Source organism: Nitratireductor alexandrii, assembly GCF_004000215.1.
In the GTDB taxonomy this organism is placed as follows: domain Bacteria; phylum Pseudomonadota; class Alphaproteobacteria; order Rhizobiales; family Rhizobiaceae; genus Mangrovimarina; species Mangrovimarina alexandrii.
Map to the genome: position 1 here is coordinate 84094 of NZ_RBVY01000009.1, position 15242 is coordinate 99335.

General features: G+C 66.6%; 16 protein-coding genes and 1 tRNA gene. 7 read left to right on the forward strand and 10 right to left on the reverse strand.

Annotated features, from left to right (window positions below; translation table 11 throughout):
- Positions 1–52 precede the first annotated feature (52 nt).
- A complete protein-coding gene (locus tag EP380_RS18945) occupies positions 53–1195 on the reverse strand; it encodes an ABC transporter substrate-binding protein (protein ID WP_106572626.1) in 1143 nt (380 codons plus the stop codon).
- Between the two features lie 57 nt (positions 1196–1252).
- Entirely contained in the window at positions 1253–1777 is a 525-nt protein-coding gene (locus EP380_RS18950; protein WP_158264408.1) for a winged helix DNA-binding protein, read from the reverse strand.
- A gap of 109 nt (positions 1778–1886) precedes the next feature.
- Between EP380_RS18950 and EP380_RS18955 the strand changes: the two genes are divergently transcribed.
- Positions 1887–2591 (forward strand): glutathione S-transferase N-terminal domain-containing protein, encoded by a 705-nt coding sequence (locus EP380_RS18955; RefSeq protein WP_127600055.1) that lies wholly within the window; start codon positions 1887–1889, stop codon positions 2589–2591.
- 6 nt (positions 2592–2597) lie between these two features.
- On the opposite strand, the gene EP380_RS18960 is transcribed toward EP380_RS18955, so the two are convergent.
- The 3 genes from EP380_RS18960 to EP380_RS18970 are packed head-to-tail and all read right to left on the reverse strand — an operon-like array spanning position 2598 to position 7109.
- A complete protein-coding gene (locus tag EP380_RS18960; protein WP_127600057.1) occupies positions 2598–3158 on the reverse strand; it encodes a carboxymuconolactone decarboxylase family protein in 561 nt (186 codons plus the stop codon).
- Between the two features lie 3 nt (positions 3159–3161).
- Complete coding sequence (locus EP380_RS18965) at positions 3162–4730, reverse strand: class I adenylate-forming enzyme family protein (RefSeq protein ID WP_127600062.1); 1569 nt, start codon at positions 4728–4730, stop codon at positions 3162–3164.
- A 30-nt stretch (positions 4731–4760) separates the two neighbouring features.
- On the reverse strand, positions 4761–7109 hold the full coding sequence (locus tag EP380_RS18970) for an oxidoreductase (RefSeq protein ID WP_127600064.1): 2349 nt from the start codon (positions 7107–7109) through the stop codon (positions 4761–4763).
- A 123-nt stretch (positions 7110–7232) separates the two neighbouring features.
- On the opposite strand from EP380_RS18970, the gene EP380_RS18975 reads away from it, so the two are divergent.
- Positions 7233–7721 carry a MarR family winged helix-turn-helix transcriptional regulator gene (locus tag EP380_RS18975; RefSeq protein WP_127600066.1) on the forward strand — a complete coding sequence of 163 codons (489 nt, stop codon included), beginning with the start codon at positions 7233–7235 and terminating at the stop codon, positions 7719–7721.
- A 265-nt stretch (positions 7722–7986) separates the two neighbouring features.
- Here EP380_RS18975 and EP380_RS18980 read toward each other — a convergent pair.
- A tRNA-Ser gene (locus tag EP380_RS18980) sits at positions 7987–8076 on the reverse strand.
- A 316-nt stretch (positions 8077–8392) separates the two neighbouring features.
- Here EP380_RS18980 and EP380_RS18985 point away from each other — a divergent pair.
- The 5 genes from EP380_RS18985 to EP380_RS19005 all read left to right on the forward strand — a co-directional run bounded on the left by EP380_RS18985 (position 8393) and on the right by EP380_RS19005 (position 12426).
- Positions 8393–8731 (forward strand): hypothetical protein, encoded by a 339-nt coding sequence (locus tag EP380_RS18985; protein ID WP_106572619.1) that lies wholly within the window; start codon positions 8393–8395, stop codon positions 8729–8731.
- 30 nt (positions 8732–8761) lie between these two features.
- A complete protein-coding gene (gene msrA / locus EP380_RS18990; RefSeq protein ID WP_127600068.1) occupies positions 8762–9427 on the forward strand; it encodes a peptide-methionine (S)-S-oxide reductase MsrA in 666 nt (221 codons plus the stop codon).
- 201 nt (positions 9428–9628) lie between these two features.
- Complete coding sequence (locus EP380_RS18995) at positions 9629–10618, forward strand: BMP family lipoprotein (RefSeq protein WP_106572617.1); 990 nt, start codon at positions 9629–9631, stop codon at positions 10616–10618.
- Between the two features lie 240 nt (positions 10619–10858).
- Positions 10859–12064, forward strand: a complete 1206-nt coding sequence (locus tag EP380_RS19000) for an MFS transporter (protein ID WP_127600070.1) — start codon at positions 10859–10861, stop codon at positions 12062–12064.
- Positions 12061–12426, forward strand: a complete 366-nt coding sequence (locus EP380_RS19005; RefSeq protein ID WP_106572615.1) for a VOC family protein — start codon at positions 12061–12063, stop codon at positions 12424–12426. The genes EP380_RS19000 and EP380_RS19005 overlap by 4 nt, the downstream gene beginning before the upstream one ends.
- A 31-nt stretch (positions 12427–12457) precedes the next feature.
- On the opposite strand, the gene EP380_RS19010 is transcribed toward EP380_RS19005, so the two are convergent.
- The 4 genes from EP380_RS19010 to EP380_RS19025 all read right to left on the reverse strand — a co-directional run bounded on the left by EP380_RS19010 (position 12458) and on the right by EP380_RS19025 (position 15130).
- Positions 12458–13189: an anti-sigma factor domain-containing protein gene (locus tag EP380_RS19010; RefSeq protein ID WP_127600072.1), complete on the reverse strand. Its 732-nt coding sequence runs from the start codon at positions 13187–13189 to the stop codon at positions 12458–12460.
- Between the two features lie 97 nt (positions 13190–13286).
- Positions 13287–13490, reverse strand: a complete 204-nt coding sequence (locus EP380_RS19015) for a SlyX family protein (protein WP_106572613.1) — start codon at positions 13488–13490, stop codon at positions 13287–13289.
- Positions 13487–13924 (reverse strand): acyl-CoA thioesterase, encoded by a 438-nt coding sequence (locus EP380_RS19020; RefSeq protein WP_106572612.1) that lies wholly within the window; start codon positions 13922–13924, stop codon positions 13487–13489. The genes EP380_RS19015 and EP380_RS19020 overlap by 4 nt, the downstream gene beginning before the upstream one ends.
- Before the next feature lie 30 nt (positions 13925–13954).
- A complete protein-coding gene (locus tag EP380_RS19025) occupies positions 13955–15130 on the reverse strand; it encodes an iron-containing alcohol dehydrogenase (protein WP_127600074.1) in 1176 nt (391 codons plus the stop codon).
- Positions 15131–15242 lie beyond the last annotated feature (112 nt).

Consider the following 15242-nt stretch of genomic DNA (forward strand, 5'->3'; position numbering starts at 1 on the left):
TGGGCCCGGTTTGCCCTCACATGCACGGCCGCATGGCCTTCGCGCCTCGGTCTTAGAGCTTGCAGTCCTTGGCGTAGGCGTCCTGGTGATCCTCGAAGGCGACGCCGACCACCTCGTTGGTGAGTTCGCCGTCGTCGGTCTTGACCACCTTGCGCACATAGATGTCCTGGATCGGATGATTGTTCGACCCGAAACGGAACTCGCCGCGCGTGGAGGCGAAATCGGCCGCCTTCAGGGCCGCGCGAAAGGCCTCCTTGTCCTTCACGTCCGCCTTGGCCGCGGCCGACAGGATCAGCTTGGCGGTGTCGTAGCCCTGGCTGGCGAAGATCGAGGGAATGCGGCCATATTTGGCCTTGAAGGCTTCCACGAAAGCCTTGTTGGCGTCGTTGTCGAGATCCGGCGACCATTGCGCGGTGTTGAACACGCCGAGTGCGGACTCGCCGATCGCGCCCAGCACGTCCTGGTCCATCGCGAAACCCGGCGCCATGACGGGAATGTCGACGGCCGACTGGGCATATTGTTTCATGAAGGCAATCCCCATGCCGCCCGGCAGGAAGAAATAGACCGCGTCGGCGCCCGAGGCCCGGATCTGGGCGATCTCGGAGGCATAGTCACTCTGGCCGAGCTTGGTGTAGAGCTCACCCGCCAGTTCGCCCTCGTAAAAGCGCTTGAAGCCGGTCAGCGCGTCGGTGCCGGCCGGATAGTTCGGCGCCAGGATGAAGGTTTTCTTGTAGCCCGACGTGTTGGCGTGCTTGCCCATTGCCTCGTGCAGATTGTCGTTCTGCCAGGCGGCGTTGAAATAGTTCTCGTTGCACAGCTTGCCGGCCAGCGCCGAGGGGCCGGCATTGAGCGAGACGTAGAACAGGTCCTGATTGACCGCGCCCGGCACGACGGCCATGGCGAGGTTCGACCAGATGATACCGGTCAAAACGTCGACCTTGTCGCTCTGAATCATCTTGTCGGCGATCTGCACGGCAAGGTCGGGCTTCATTGCATCGTCCTCAATGACGACCTCGACGTCCTTGTTGCCGGCTTCCTCGATCGCCAGCATGAAACCGTCGCGGGCGCCGATGCCCAGGCCGGAGCCGCCGCCCGACAATGTGGTGATCATCCCGATCTTCAGCGGTTCGGCCAAGGCCGTCGTGCTCGCCAGCGAGGCGCCGAGGAGCGCCGCGATTGCAGTGATCTTTTTCATGCCATTCCTCCCAAAAATGGTGTGTGGTGGTTTCGTGATCGCCGGCCGCGCCGGGTGTCAGTCCTCTTGTCGCTGCCCCGACATCAGCCTGCTGCCGTGATCGTAGACCCCGGTCAGCAGTCCGAGCGCCCGGGTCAGGGCCTCGAGCTGGTTGTCGCCATCGCTGAGCTCGCCGATCGAGGCGGTCAGATATTCGCGCCGCATGGCGACCAGCCGGGCGGAAATGCGCGCGCCCTCGGCGGTCACCTCGTAAGCCGTGCCGCGCTTCGACGCGCCCCGGACCTGACGCGCGAGTCCTGCCTTCATCAGCTTGCGCAGCGAATACTGGACGTTGGAGGCGTCGTCGCGATTGGCAAAGCGCAGCAGGTCGCCGACCTTGCGTGGCGAGCCCGCGACCACGAGCTGCTGCAGAATGACGCAATCCTGGCCGGTGAGATTGTTGTCGCGCGCCACCGGACCGAGCAGCGAGCTGGCGAAACGGTAGAAGGCCTCGGCCGCGCAGATCAGCGCCTGCTCGAAGGCGGTGATGGCCGCCTCGCGGCTCGTGGCCGACAAATGCGGTGCGATGCGAGGTGCGGACACGCCATCGGCCTCAAGTGGACCATCACTGGATTTGGCCGATTGTTTCAATGTAATTTCACCATTAAATTCATGATGAATTATGCCGATCGCGCACGAAAGGTCAACAACGATGTCGATGGTCCTCTACGAACTCGCGGGACGCAACGGCGTGCGCTACAGCCAGTTTTCCTGGCGTTCACGCCTGGCTTTGGCCCATAAGGGCATACCAATCGCCTTGCGGGCGGTCGCCGTCAGCGACAAGGCCGCGCTCGCTTTCAGCGGCCAGGACAAGGTGCCGGTCCTGGTGGACGGCGAACGCGTCATCCCCGATTCCTGGGCGATCGCCACCTATCTCGAAGAACATTATCCCGACCGGCCGTCCCTGTTCGGCGACGCGACCGCGCGGGCGCTGGCGGCGTTTGCCGCGCAATGGGTCGACCGGCAGGTCGTGCCGGTTCTGGTGCCGCTGCTGGCGGTCGACGTGGTCGCATGCGTCGAGGCGGCCGATGCGGCCCATCTGCGCGGCCAGTTCGAGCACGCCTTCGGCGCCACCCTCGAAGAGCTCGCCGCCGATCGCCAGCGGCGCATCAAGGCCTTCCGACGGGCGATCGCGCCGGCGCGCGCGGTGCTGCGCACGACACCGTTCCTGTCGGGCGCGCGGCCGGCCTATGCCGACTATGCGCTGTTCAGCGTCTTGCAGTGGGCCAGGCTGGTCAGCCCGTTCGAGCCGCTCGAGGACGGTGACCCGGTCGGCGCGTGGCGCGAGACGATGCTGGACCTGTTCGACGGTCTCGCCCGCTCCCATCCTGCGCGGCGGGAGCGGGCCGAAGGCTAGCGCGCCTTACACCCGGTCGTTGCCGTCCCAGGCCATGCGCGACAGGAAGTCGTCGAGCGGCGTTTCGGCCAGTCGCGAGAAATAGTTGGACAGCGTCTTCATGGCCAGGGCGACCAGGAGTTCGGCCGCCTGCTGCTGGGTGAAACCCGCCTCGAGAAAGGCCTTGATCGCCGCTTCGTCGGCCTTGCCGCGCCGTTCCAGCATGTGTTCGGTGAACCCGCGCAGCGCCTGCAGCCGGGCGTCGTTGGCCGGCGCGCCGGCCCGTACCGCCTCGATCGCCTCCTTGTCGAGCTTGGCCATGCGCCCGCCCGAGGAGTGCGCCGCCACGCAATAGCGGCAGCCGTTGCGGGTGCTTGCCGTCAACAGGACGAGCTGCTGTTCGGCCGGCGTGAAGGACGACCGGGACAGGATCTCCGTCAGCGTCAGATAGGCTTCCAGCACGACCGGCGCGCCGGCCATCTGGCGGTAGAGATTGGGCAGCAGCCCGCCCATCTTCTCTTGCACGCCCGAAAGTTGCGCGCCGGCATTGCCCGGCGCGGACGCGGGGTCGAAAAGTTCGTATTGCATTGTCTATCCTTGTTGGGGGTTGGGGGTGACCAGCATTGCCGCCAGCGCGCCGCGCATGACCTTGCGGGTCGGCGTCATCGGCAGTTTCGCAAGCGTTTCCAGCCTCTCGGGCCATTTATATTTGGCGACGCCGCGCGCCTCCAGCAGAGCACGGATGTCGTCGAGCGTGATCGACTGGCCGGGCCTGGCTTCCACGCACAGACAGGCGCGCTCGCCCAGGACGGCGTCGGGATAGGCGACCACGGCGCAGTGCAGCACGGCCGGGTGCGTGATCGCGATCAACTCGACCTCGACGGGATTGTATTTGACGCCGCCGCGATTGATCAGTTCCTTGGTCCGGCCGGTGAGCGTCAGATAGCCGGCCTGGTCGATGCGCGCGAGGTCGCCGGTGCGGAACCAGCCATCCGGGGTGAAAGCGCGTTCGGTTTCGGCCGGGTTGTTGAGATAGCCGGCAAAAACCGACGGACCGCGTACTTCCAGCTCGCCTTCTACGCCGGCTGCCGCCGTTTCGCCGGTCTCCGCCACGATCCGCAATTCGGTGCGCGGCGACACCCGGCCGGCCGTGCCGGTGCGCGTTTCGAGCGGGTCTTGCGGACGGCCGAACGTGCCGGCCTGCAATTCGCTCATCCCCCAAAGCTGGATCACCGCGCCGTGGCTAAGCAGCGCGTCGACCGCCGCGGCGAGCGTGGGCGGAACGGTCGTGCCAGAAAGGCAAAGCACCTCCACCGAACGCAGATGCGCCGCCGTCAGGGTGCCCTCGGCGACCAGCGGGGCGAAATGCGCCGGCGCGGCAAACACATGGGTTGGCGCGAGCGCCTCGAGGTCCTGGGCGAATGAGGCTGGCTGGAAAACCGGCAGCAGCGTGATCGTCGCCCCGGCAGCCAGCGCCAGATGGACGGTGAACAGCCCGTAGAGATGCGACAGGGCCGCGACCGACAAGACCCGCGAGTTTGGCCCGATTCCGAGTTCGGCGACGGAGCGGAACGCGTTGCCGAGAAAGGCGCGCGCGGTGTGCGGCACGCCTTTTGGTTCGGCTGTGGTGCCGGAGGTATAAAGCAGAAGATAGGTGTCGTCGGGACCGGCTGCGGTTGCGGCCTTGAAGGGGGCTGCGCGCAGCAGCGCCGCGTAGGACAGGGTGCCGTCCACGGTTCCGCCGACGCTGATGACGTGCTCGAGTGTCGGCAGCTCGGCTTGCAGCGCCAGGATTTCGCTTGCCGGCGAGGTCCCGCCGGCGGCCGCGAGCGCGAACACCGCCTTGGCGCGGGCATGGCCGATGAGATAGCGCAATTCCTTGCTGCGATAGGGCATGTGCAGCGTCTGGAAGCTCGCGCCGAGCGCGGCCGTGGCCAGAAACGCGGTCACGAACGCGCGGCCATTGGGCAATTGCGCGGCCACGACGTCGCCCGTGCCGATGCCTGAAGCCGCCAGGCCCGCCGCGAGCCTGGCAACGTCGTCGGCCAGCTCGGCGTAGCTGACGTCGGCGCCGTCGCCGCTGATCGCGACGGCGCTCGGGCGCTCGCGCCGGTGGACCTCCAGCCAGTCCGGCAGCGTCGCCAATTCGGTTGTCGGCATTGATGGACCTCCCTCCTCGTGAACTCGCGGTCAGGCGAGATTATGCCGTCCGGGCGCGGCCTTCTTTTGCAGGTCGACGAGTTTTTCACGCGTCTTTTCCTGCTCACGGAAGGCCTGCATGGCGCCGGACAGATATTGTTTCGGCCACATCGCCTCGTTGCGGGTCCCGTACCAGGCGGCGGCCTGATGGGTGAAAAACGGGTTCCACAGATGCGGCCGCGCCAGCGCGACCAGATCGGCGCGTCTGGTGTGCAGAATGGTGTTGATCTGCGCCGGTTCGGTGATCGCCCCGACCGCCATCGTGGCGATTTTCGGCACGTTGCGAACCGCTTCGGCCAGATGGGTCTGGAACATGCGCCCGTAAACAGGCTCCTGGTCGGCGACCGTTTGGCCGGCCGACACGTCGATCAGGTCGCAGCCGGCCTCGTGAAAGGCCGTCGCGATGGCGAGCAGATCCGCCTCCGACAGGCCGCCCTCCTTCCAGTCGGTGCCGGAGACCCGCACCGACATCGGCCGTTCGGACGGCCATTCCGCGCGCATGGCCGAAAACACCTCGAGCGGCCAGCGAAGCCGGTTTTCGATCGGCCCGCCATAGGCGTCGCTGCGCGTGTTGGTCAGCGGCGACAGGAAGCTGGCCAGCAGATAGCCGTGCGCGCAATGCAGTTCGAGCATGTCGAAACCCGCGCGCGCGGCACGCCGCGTCGAGGCCACGAACTGGTCGCGGATGCGCTCCATGCCGGCCCGGTCGAGCGCGGCCGGCACCGCGTTGACGCCGTCGACGAACGGGATCGGCGAGGCGGAGACGAGCGGCCAGTTGCGGCTTTCCTCGGCGATCGGCACGTCGGCCTTTTGCCAGCCGAGCTGGGTCGAGCCCTTGCGGCCGGCATGGCCGAGCTGCATGCAGATCTTGGCCCCCGAATGGGAATGCACGAAATCGACGATCTCGCGCCAGCGTCGCTCGTGCTCGTCGCTCCACAGGCCGGTGCAGCCTTCGGTGATGCGCGCCTCCGGCGACGGGCAGGTCATCTCGGTGACCATCAATCCCATGCCGCCCATCGCGTGCGAGCCGTAATGCACCTTGTGCCAGTCGGTCGGATTTCCGTTTTCGTCGGCGCTGTACTGCGCCATCGCGCTCATCACGACCCGGTTGGACAACTCCATGTCGCGCAGGCGAAAGCGGGTGAACATCGGCGTCGGGCGGATGTCGCGCACGTCCTCGCCGGTTTCGCGCCAATGGCGCTCATACCAGGCGTCGTCGGCCCGTTGCACGAAGCCTGGATCGCGCAGCAGCAGATTGTCGTAGGTCACCGATTTCGCGCGACACATCACCACCATGGCGAATTGCAGCGGATCGAGATCCCATGAGCGGCCCATGTGCTCGAACCAGGCAAGCGAGACGTCGGCATTGTGCTGGGTGATCTGGCAGGGCGTGCGGCGTTCGCGGTCGTAGGCTTCGAAGGCGGCCTCGACGCCGTTGTGCTCATGCGCCACCAGCGCGTCCGACAGGGCGATGGCGCATTCCATCGCCAGCTTGGTGCCCGAGCCGATGGAAAAATGCGCCGACGCCTTGGCGTCGCCGAGGATGGCGATTTTTCCGGACCGCCAGGTCTCGCAGAACACGCGCGGGAAGCGGCGCCAGAACGAGCGGTTGAGCAGCAGGGGATGTCCCTCGAGCTCCTCGGCGAAGATGGCTTCGAGACGGCGTCGGGAATCCTCCTCGTCGAACTCGGAAAATCCGTGCCCCTGCCAGCACGCCTCGTCCATCTCGAACACCCAGGTCGAGCGGTCGGGCTGGTACTGGTAGCAATGCGCGCAGATGATGCCGTGTTCGGTCTCGCGGAAAAAATAGTTGAACGCGTCCATCGGGCGCGACGATCCCATCCAGCAGAAGCGGTTCTGCTTGAGCTCGGTCTTCGGGCGGAAATCCTCGGCAAAAGTCTCGCGAATGCGCGAATTGATGCCGTCGCTGGCCACGATCACGTCGCTGTCGGCGAAACGTTCGGCGATCGTGTCCGGGTCGATTGTCGTCCCGAAGCTCAGCGCGACGCCCAGTTGCGCGCAGCGTTCCTGCAGGATGGTCAGCAATGTCTGGCGCGATACGCCGCAAAAGCCGTTGCCGCCGATGCGGATTTCCTCGCCTTTGAAATGAATGGCGACATCCTGCCAGTAGGCGAGTTCCTCGCGCATGCGCTCGAAGACCGGCTTGTCGCGGCTCAGGAATTCGTCGAGCGTCTCGTCGGAAAAGACGACGCCGAAGCCGAACGTGTCGTCGGCCTGGTTCTGCTCGAACACTTCCACCGTCCAGTCCGGCCGGGCCTTTTTGGTCAAGAGCGCGAGATAGAGGCCCCCCGGGCCGCCTCCGACGACGGTGATCTTCATGAATGGCGCTCCAGGCGGTCAATAAAATTATGTGTGAAAGCACGTATCATACACATAATTGCCAATCAAGACACGACCGTGGTAGTTGGACCCCGGGCGTGGACAGCCGGAAAGGAACGGGCCTTGGCAACGGACGAGATGCTGGAGATCGACGGCGAGGCGTGCGTGCCGCGGCCCGATGAGCCGCTGGTCGACGCGCCGGAATATCTGATCTCCTTCCTGCAGCGTCTCAACCGCGATCAGATGGAAAGCGCGCTCAGGCCCTCGGGGCTGAAGCTCACCGGCTGGCGCATCCTGTCGTGCCTCGACGAGCGCGGCCCGATGTCGCTGCTGGACCTGGCCGAACTTTCGGTGATCGAGCGCACGGTGACGAGCCGTCTCGTCGATCGCCTGATCGCCGACGGCCTGGTCAGCAAGCAGGCATTCTCGCACGACAAGCGCATTTCGATCGTCGCGATAACCGGCAAGGGGCGGGGCCTGCTGGAGGCGAGCAATCTCGGCGTGCGCACGTTGCGCGCCCAGTTGTTCCGGGATTTTTCCGACGACGACTACCGTCAGCTTTGCCGTCTCCTGCAGCGCATGAAGGCGAATGCGCAGTCGCTGCGGCGCTGAACATGGCTTTGGATCGGGATCCGACCTTTTCGACCGTGGCCGGGCATCGCATCCGGCCTGCGCGGAACCTGATGCGCGACCCGCGCGCCACGGGCTTTATCGAGCCCTCCGCTTCCGCCGGACCGGAGATTCGGCGGACGCAGCAAAGGCCGCGCCGCGCTGCCAGCCCGGCTTCGACGGGCGCCGCGCCGCTAGCTGGCATTAATCCATCCGCCGGATGGCGTTGCTTTCATCTAAGTGATTGAAAAATATAAAGAAAAAGAGATGGCGGAGAGAGAGGGATTCGAACCCTCGATACGGTTGCCCGTATACACGCGTTCCAGGCGTGCGCCTTCAACCACTCGGCCACCTCTCCGCAGGCGACGCGTCCGCGCGGGCGGACCGGTCATCCGCGCTCATCTAGTCGATATGGCCGCGAATGCCAAGCCGTCGCGACACGGAATTTGGCGCCGGCCGGCCGACGCCCGCCGCGCGCATGCCCGGGCGGGGCGCAACCGGCTCGGTTCTACGACGACCAAGCAAGAATCACCACCGCTTGCCCCGCGCGGCCGGCGGCGTGGGATGTCACATTCATGTGTGGCGATTGAAGCGCCGCGCGGTTGGCCATAAAAGGGGGCGGCGTCGAGGCCCGGGCGCGGGCGAAGGGGACGTCTCATGGCGGACACAACACGATGATCAGGTTTGTTTTCCGGCTTCTGGCAACGATCGCGCTGGCCGTTGCCGTCATCATGGCCGTGCTCGACGCCACCCGTTCGGTCGCCTCCTCGGCGCTGGTCTTCACCCCGCTCGGCACGAGCTGGTATGCGGTCTCGCCCGACACGCTCAACCTCGCCCAGGCACTCACCCAGCGATATGTCCATCCGCTGCTGTGGGATCCGGTGATGATCCGCATTCTCACCCTGCCGGGTTTTGCGGTGTTTTTCGGCCTCGCTTTGCTGCTTTATCTGATCGGCAGGCGGCCGCGCCGGCGCGGTGGTCCGCTCGGCCGCGCCAGTCGCAGCCTGTCCTGAACCGCCGGTGCGGAAGCGGAGCAAACAACGATGTTCTTTTTAAGCGATATGCTGAACAAGAAACTCACCTTGCCGACCGCCGACGAGGCGTTGCCAGGCCGCGCCAAGCCGATCGCCACGGCGGCCCGCCACGCCGTGTCGAAAAGGCCGTTGCGCGGGCCTTATCCGCAGGGTTTGGAACGCGCCTATTTCGGCATGGGCTGTTTCTGGGGTGCGGAGCGGCTGTTCTGGCAGACGCCGGGCGTGTGGGTCACCGCGGTCGGTTATGCCGGCGGTTTCACCCCCAACCCGACCTATCAGGAAACCTGTACCGGGCTGACCGGCCATGCCGAAATCGTGCTCGTGGTGTTCGACCCGACCGCGATCTCCTACCACGATCTGCTGAAACTGTTCTGGGAAAGCCACGACCCGACCCAGCGCATGCGCCAGGGCAACGATGTCGGCACCGCCTACCGTTCGGCGATCTATACGGCAAACGAGGCCCAGTCGCAGGCCGCGCTGGCCGCACGCGATGCCTATCAGGCGGTCTTGACCGGCGCCGGGCGCGGCCGCATCACCACCGAGATTGTCCCCGCCCCGGCCTTTTATTTCGCCGAGGCCGAGCACCAGCAATATCTGGCCAAGAACCCGTCCGGCTATTGCGGCTTGAAGGGCACCGGCCTGTCCTGCCCGCCGCGGGCCGCCGCGGCGGGCTAGAAAGCCGGTGCCGGTCTCCTGTGCCGGGCCCCGGTGCCGAGGCCCTTGTCCGGAAGGTCAAATTTCCGCGTGAATTTTGCGCGACGCCATGCAACAGTAAAAGGCCGAGCGGGCGACGAACCCGCGGGGCCAAGCGCGGCCGCGCGCCGGCGCGCGAAGCCAGACAAGAACCGTACGCAAGACCAACAGGGTGTGGATCACATGAAGCGTTTCGTATTCGGCCTCCTGGCCGCAACCGTTTTCACCGTCCCGGCCTTGGCCGCGGACATCAAGCCCGGCCTGCTGTTCGACCTGGGCGGCAAGTTCGACAAATCCTTCAACGAGGCCTCGTTCAACGGCGCGGAGAAGTTCAAGCAGGAGACCGGCATCGAATATGTCGAGTTCGAGATCTCCAACGACGCCCAGCGCGAGCAGGCGCTGCGTCGCTTCGCCGAGGACGGTCGCGACCCGATCGTGATGGCGGGCTTTTCCTGGGCCGCGGCGCTGGAAAAGGTGGCGGCGGAATATCCCGACACCGATTTCGCCATTATCGACATGGTGGTCGATGCGCCGAACGTGCGCTCGGTCGTCTATAACGAGCACGAAGGCTCCTATCTGGTCGGCATGATGGCGGCGATGGCCTCCGACAGCAAGAAGGTCGGTTTCGTCGGCGGCATGGACATCCCGCTGATCCGCAAATTCGGCTGCGGCTATGTCGGCGGCGCCAAGGCGGCCGGGGCCACCGACGTCATCCAGAACATGACCGGCGACACGCCGGCGGCCTGGAACGACCCGACCAAGGGCGGCGAGATCGCCAAGTCGCAGATGGACCAGGGCGCCGACGTCATCTACGCCGCGGCCGGCGGCACCGGCGTGGGTGTCCTGCAGGCGGCGGCCGACGCCGGCAAGCTCGGCATCGGTGTCGATTCCAACCAGAACCACCTGCAGCCGGGCCATGTGCTGACCTCGATGCTCAAGCGCGTCGATGTGGCGGTCTACGACGCCTTCACGGACGCCATGAACGACGAATTCGAAACCGGCATCAATGTGCTCGGCCTGGCCGAGAACGGCGTCGGTTACGCCATGGACGAAAACAACAAGGACCTCGTCAGCCAGGAAATGATCGACGCGGTCGAAAAGGCCAAGGCCGAGATCATCGCCGGCGATATCAAGGTCCACGACTACATGTCCGACAATTCCTGCCCGTACTGATCGGCACGGGCCGTTCGAGCCAAAAAAGCCGCCGGGCCCGTGCTCGGCGGCTTTTCGTTGGGCGCAGGCGACCGCATCCGATGACGGTCCGCTTCGGCTTGTATGGTCGCGGGGCGACGCCAGGCCCGACCCGCCCATGGCAGGTGGTCTTCCCGGCCGGGTGCTGTGGGCCATTTTGCAGCGCGCGCCGACGCGCTATTCAGGCCGCCGGCCGGATCGGCGGCAGACCATGGAGCGCGCATGAGGCAGGACCCGACCCCCGCAGCCGCAGGACCGCGCCGCATCGCCGCCCTCGTCTTCCTGCTTCTGGCCGGTATCCTGGCGGGAACCCAGTTGGGCAAGATCGCGCCGCTGGTCGCCTGGTATCGCGCCGAAGCCGGCTTTTCGCTGGTCATGGTCGGTTGGCTGACCTCAACGCTCGGCCTGTTCGTGGCGCTCGCCGCCCTGCCGGCCGCCTTCGCCATCGACCGGGCCGGGCTCTACCGCTCCTATCTGGTGTCGGCGATCGCGCTTGGCGCCGGCGGTGTCGGCCTGGCGCTTTTCGACGGCCCGCTCGCCGCGCTTGCGGCGCGGCTGGTCGAGGCGTTCGGCTATCTCATCCTGGTGATCGCGATCCCCGCGCTGCTCGCCACGCTCGCGCCAGAGCGGCTGAAAGCGCCGGCGCTCGCCATCTGGGGCGGCTTCGTGCCGCTCGGTTACGCGGTGGCCGATTTCCTGTCCGCCGCCATGTTGCCGGCCCATGAGCCGCAATCATTCCTGCTGGTCAGTGTGGTGTCGTTCATCGTCCTGGCCGCGCTCGCCGCGTGGCTGGCGCGCGGCCTCGAGCCGATCGCCGACACGACGCGACAGGTCGCCGATACACCGGGCGCCGCGCGCATGGCGGCGTCGTTTTCGGCGTCGGTCGCGCTCTCCGCGCTCGCCTTCGGCGTCTACGTCATCCTGTCGATCGGCTTTTTCACCTTTCTGCCGAGTTTCGTCGCCGAGGGGCCGGCGGTGGCGCTGTCTGCCGGCATGATCGCGCTGCTGGTTCCGCTCGGCAACGTGCTTGCCGGCGTCCTGCTCAAGGGCGGCGACGCCCGGTTCGCCGCCCTTGTTGTCATGGCCGGGTTCCTGGTCAGCGCGGCGAGTGCGGTGCCGTTTTTCGGCGCTGCCGACCCGATTGTGGCGACGGTCTCGGCGATGGTCTTCGCGGTTGCCGGCGGGGTCGTTGCCGCCGCCATTTTCGCCAGCGTGCCCTTCATCGTGCCGCCGGGCGGGTCGTCGGCGATCGTCATCGGCCTGATCGCCCAGTCGGGCGGGCTCGGCACGCTCGCCGGGCCGCCGCTGGCCGGCTATATTATCGGACAATTCGGCTGGGCGGGTTTCGGCTGGACGCTGGCCGCCTTCAGCCTGCTCGGTTTTGCGTGCATGGCGCCGCTTCTGGCGCGGCGCCGGAGGCTGGCATGACCAAGGTGACAGGCATTGGCGGATTTTTCTTTCGCGCCCGCGATCCCCGGGCGCTGGCGGCCTGGTACGAAACCCATCTCGGCGTGAACGACATCACCATGTCGGTCTGGCGCCAGGAGGCCGGCGCGACGGTGTTTGCCCCGTTCGCGCACGATACGGACTATTTCGGCCGCCCCGACCAGGCCTGGATGATCAATTTCCGCGTCGACGACCTCGACGCGATGATGGCGAAGCTCAAACAGGCCGGCATCGCGGTCGAAACGCGCGCCGAGTGGGATTCCGAGGTCGGACGCTTCTGCCGTATTCACGACCCGGAGGGCAATCCGGTCGAATTGTGGGAGCCGGCAGGCCCTGCTGCCTGATCCGGCCGGCGGCGGGGCGGTGGCGTGCGTGTCAACGGCCCGGAACGGTCTCGTTGCGCGGACCTTGCGCGAGCGCCGTTCCCGGGCTGCCGTCCGTTTCCGCATCTGCCAGCGTGAGGCGATAGCCGCGTGCGGTCCAGGCGATGCCGCCGCTCGGCACGCTGAGCCGCGTCGACCCGGCGGCGGCGACCGTGCCCAGCGCCACCGCGCCCTCCGACGCGTCGCCGATCGCCCAAAGCCGCAACACCGCACCCACGGGGAGGTCGGCCAGGGCGAGCGGCTGAAAGTGCAATGTCCCGTCGGTGAAGTCTTCCACCAGCGCCCGTGGCATGCCCTGGGCATCGTCGAGCAGGGCGACGGCGCGCCTGTCCTGGCTGGCGCCGATCGTGCCCGCCACCATGCCGATGCCGAAGGCGGCGGCAAGGCAGACCGCGACCGCCGCGCCGCGCCAGCCGCCGAGCGCCTGCGCAAAGGCGTTAGGCTGCGGGTGCGCATCGCCGCTCGCCCGCCTCGAACGCGCGGGCGGGGCGGGGTTCATGTGCGGCAGCGCGGCAATGCCGGTCTGCACCGTCCGCCATACCTCGCCACGCGGCGTGGCGCCGTCGGCGGCGGGACCGCGCAGCCTTTGGGCAAGCCGCATCACCGCCTCGCGAAACGCGGGATCGCGCTCCAGATCCTTTTCCGCGCGCTCGCGCTCGGCCTCGTTCATCCGGCCCATGACGAAATCGTCCGCGCGCGCCATGCGCTCCCTGTCGCTAGTCATCGAAAACACCCGCGACCCGTCAGTTCCCCTGAAATCCTAGAGCCAATGGCTTGCCAAGGAAACCGAATTGCGTTGCGCCAGTCTCCCGGGCCGGACGTCACCAGTGCGGCGGTTTCGTGACCGGAACCTCGGGTGCGGTCTGTTCCTCAAGTGCGAGAAAGCGCTGGGTCAGCCGGTCGAGTTGCGCTTGCAGGCGTTCGATCGTCGTCCATTGCGCGGCGATCTCGCCCGACAGGTCCTCGATCGTGCGTTCCTGCTCGGCGACGATCATTTCCAAGGTCGCGATGCGGTCCTGTTTCATGCGATTATGCCTTCAAGTGCGGAGCGCAGCGCATCGGCGAGCGGTTCGGGACGTCGTGTCGCGCGATCCACGTAGACATGTACGAAAAACCCTTCGGCCGCCGCGTGGTCGTCCCGGTTGCGAAACAGTCCCACCTCGTAGCGCACGGAAGACCTGCCGAGCCGCGCGACCCGCAGACCGGCGGTGACGGTGTCGGGAAAGGCGAGTTCGCTGAAATAGCGGCAGCCCGTTTCCACCACAAGCCCGATCCGGTCGCCGCCGTGAATGTCGAGCACACCCTGGTCGATCAGCCAGCCGTTCACGGCCGTGTCGAACAGCGAATAATGCACCACGTTGTTCATGTGGCCGTAGATGTCGTTGTCCATCCAGCGGGTCGTGATCGGGCGGAAGGCGCGATAGGCCGCGCGCGTGGCGGGGGCCGGACGATCAGCCATCGGTTTTCTCCCCTGAGCCGCCGCCGGACCTCACCACGCCGCCCGGTAGATCGCCAGCGCGTCGGCCTCGCGCAGTTCGCGGGGATTGTTGACCAGAAGCCGCGTCTGCTTCATCGCGTCGGCCGCCATCTTGGCAAGGTGCTCCTCGCCGATGCCGACTTCGCGCAATTGGGCAGGCAGTCCGAGCTTTTTCGACAGTGCGGCCAGGGCTTCGATGAAGCTGCCGCACCGTCCCTGCGTGCCGTCTTCATGCGCCAGTTCGGGAAAGGCGTCGGCGGCGATCTCCGCGTAGAGCCCGGCTGCCTCCGGCGCATTGAAGCGCAGCACATGCGGCAACACCAGCGCGTTCGACAGGCCGTGGGGGACGTGGAACGTGCCGCCGATCGGATAGGCCAGCGCATGCACGGCCGCGACCGGCGAATTGGCGAAGGCCTGTCCGGCCAGCATCGAGCCGAGCAGCATCGCGCTGCGCGCGGCCATATCGTGGCCTGCGAAGACGGCGGTTTCGACATGCGCGCCCAGAAGCTGCAGGGCCTGGCGTGCCAGCATTTTCGACAGCGGATTGTTGTTGGCGCTTTTGGAGGCGTAGGCCTCGATGGCGTGCACCATGGCGTCGATGCCGGTCGCCGCGGTGATCGCCGGCGGCAGGCCCAGCGTCAGCTCCGGGTCGAGCACGGCGATGTCGGGCAGGATGAGCGGGCTCGAAACGCCGCGCTTTTCCTCCTCGCCGACGGTGATGATCGAGACCGGTGTCACTTCGGAGCCCGTGCCGGCCGTGGTCGGCACCAGCGCCAGCGGCAGGCGCGGTCCCTTGGCGTTGCCCACGCCCCAGGCCGCGTCGAGGTCTTCGCCCGAGCCGGTGAGCAGCGCGGCGAGCTTGGCGACGTCAAGCGACGAACCGCCACCGAAGCCGGCGACGCCGGTAACGCCGGCGGCCCGGCCGGTCTCGACCGCGGCCGTCAGCGTGGCCAGCGACGGATCGGCCTCGACCCGATCGAAGATCGTCACCGCGATTCCGGCTTCTTCGAGCGAGGCCAGAGCGGCATCGCAAAGGCCGAGGGCACGCAGGCCGGGGTCGGTGACGAACAAAATCCTCGCGCCGAGGATAGGCCCGGCGATCGCACCGAAGCGGCGGGCCGCCCCTGCCTCGAACCGGACCGATGGCGTGGTATTGAACGCAAAAGGCGGGAAAGCATCATTTGTCATGCCGGGAAAATTGACAAGCCGCCGCGCTTTTGTCGAGAGTGCTTGCCACGACGGCGCGGATTGGCAAGAGGCTTGCCGCCATGCTAGGTTTTTTACCAAACGATAAAAAACA

Bases quoted from the DNA above. Each gene is read 5' to 3' on its own strand.
- EP380_RS18945 (WP_106572626.1), bottom strand. From the start codon at position 1,195: ATGAAAAAGATCACTGCAATCGCGGCGCTCCTCGGCGCCTCGCTGGCG.
- EP380_RS18955 (WP_127600055.1), top strand. From the start codon at position 1,887: ATGTCGATGGTCCTCTACGAACTCGCGGGACGCAACGGCGTGCGCTAC.
- EP380_RS18960 (WP_127600057.1), bottom strand. From the start codon at position 3,158: ATGCAATACGAACTTTTCGACCCCGCGTCCGCGCCGGGCAATGCCGGC.
- EP380_RS18965 (WP_127600062.1), bottom strand. From the start codon at position 4,730: ATGCCGACAACCGAATTGGCGACGCTGCCGGACTGGCTGGAGGTCCAC.
- EP380_RS18970 (WP_127600064.1), bottom strand. From the start codon at position 7,109: ATGAAGATCACCGTCGTCGGAGGCGGCCCGGGGGGCCTCTATCTCGCG.
- EP380_RS18985 (WP_106572619.1), top strand. From the start codon at position 8,393: ATGATCAGGTTTGTTTTCCGGCTTCTGGCAACGATCGCGCTGGCCGTT.
- msrA (WP_127600068.1), top strand. From the start codon at position 8,762: ATGTTCTTTTTAAGCGATATGCTGAACAAGAAACTCACCTTGCCGACC.
- EP380_RS18995 (WP_106572617.1), top strand. From the start codon at position 9,629: ATGAAGCGTTTCGTATTCGGCCTCCTGGCCGCAACCGTTTTCACCGTC.
- EP380_RS19000 (WP_127600070.1), top strand. From the start codon at position 10,859: ATGAGGCAGGACCCGACCCCCGCAGCCGCAGGACCGCGCCGCATCGCC.
- EP380_RS19005 (WP_106572615.1), top strand. From the start codon at position 12,061: ATGACCAAGGTGACAGGCATTGGCGGATTTTTCTTTCGCGCCCGCGAT.
- EP380_RS19010 (WP_127600072.1), bottom strand. From the start codon at position 13,189: ATGACTAGCGACAGGGAGCGCATGGCGCGCGCGGACGATTTCGTCATG.
- EP380_RS19015 (WP_106572613.1), bottom strand. From the start codon at position 13,490: ATGAAACAGGACCGCATCGCGACCTTGGAAATGATCGTCGCCGAGCAG.
- EP380_RS19020 (WP_106572612.1), bottom strand. From the start codon at position 13,924: ATGGCTGATCGTCCGGCCCCCGCCACGCGCGCGGCCTATCGCGCCTTC.
- EP380_RS19025 (WP_127600074.1), bottom strand. From the start codon at position 15,130: ATGACAAATGATGCTTTCCCGCCTTTTGCGTTCAATACCACGCCATCG.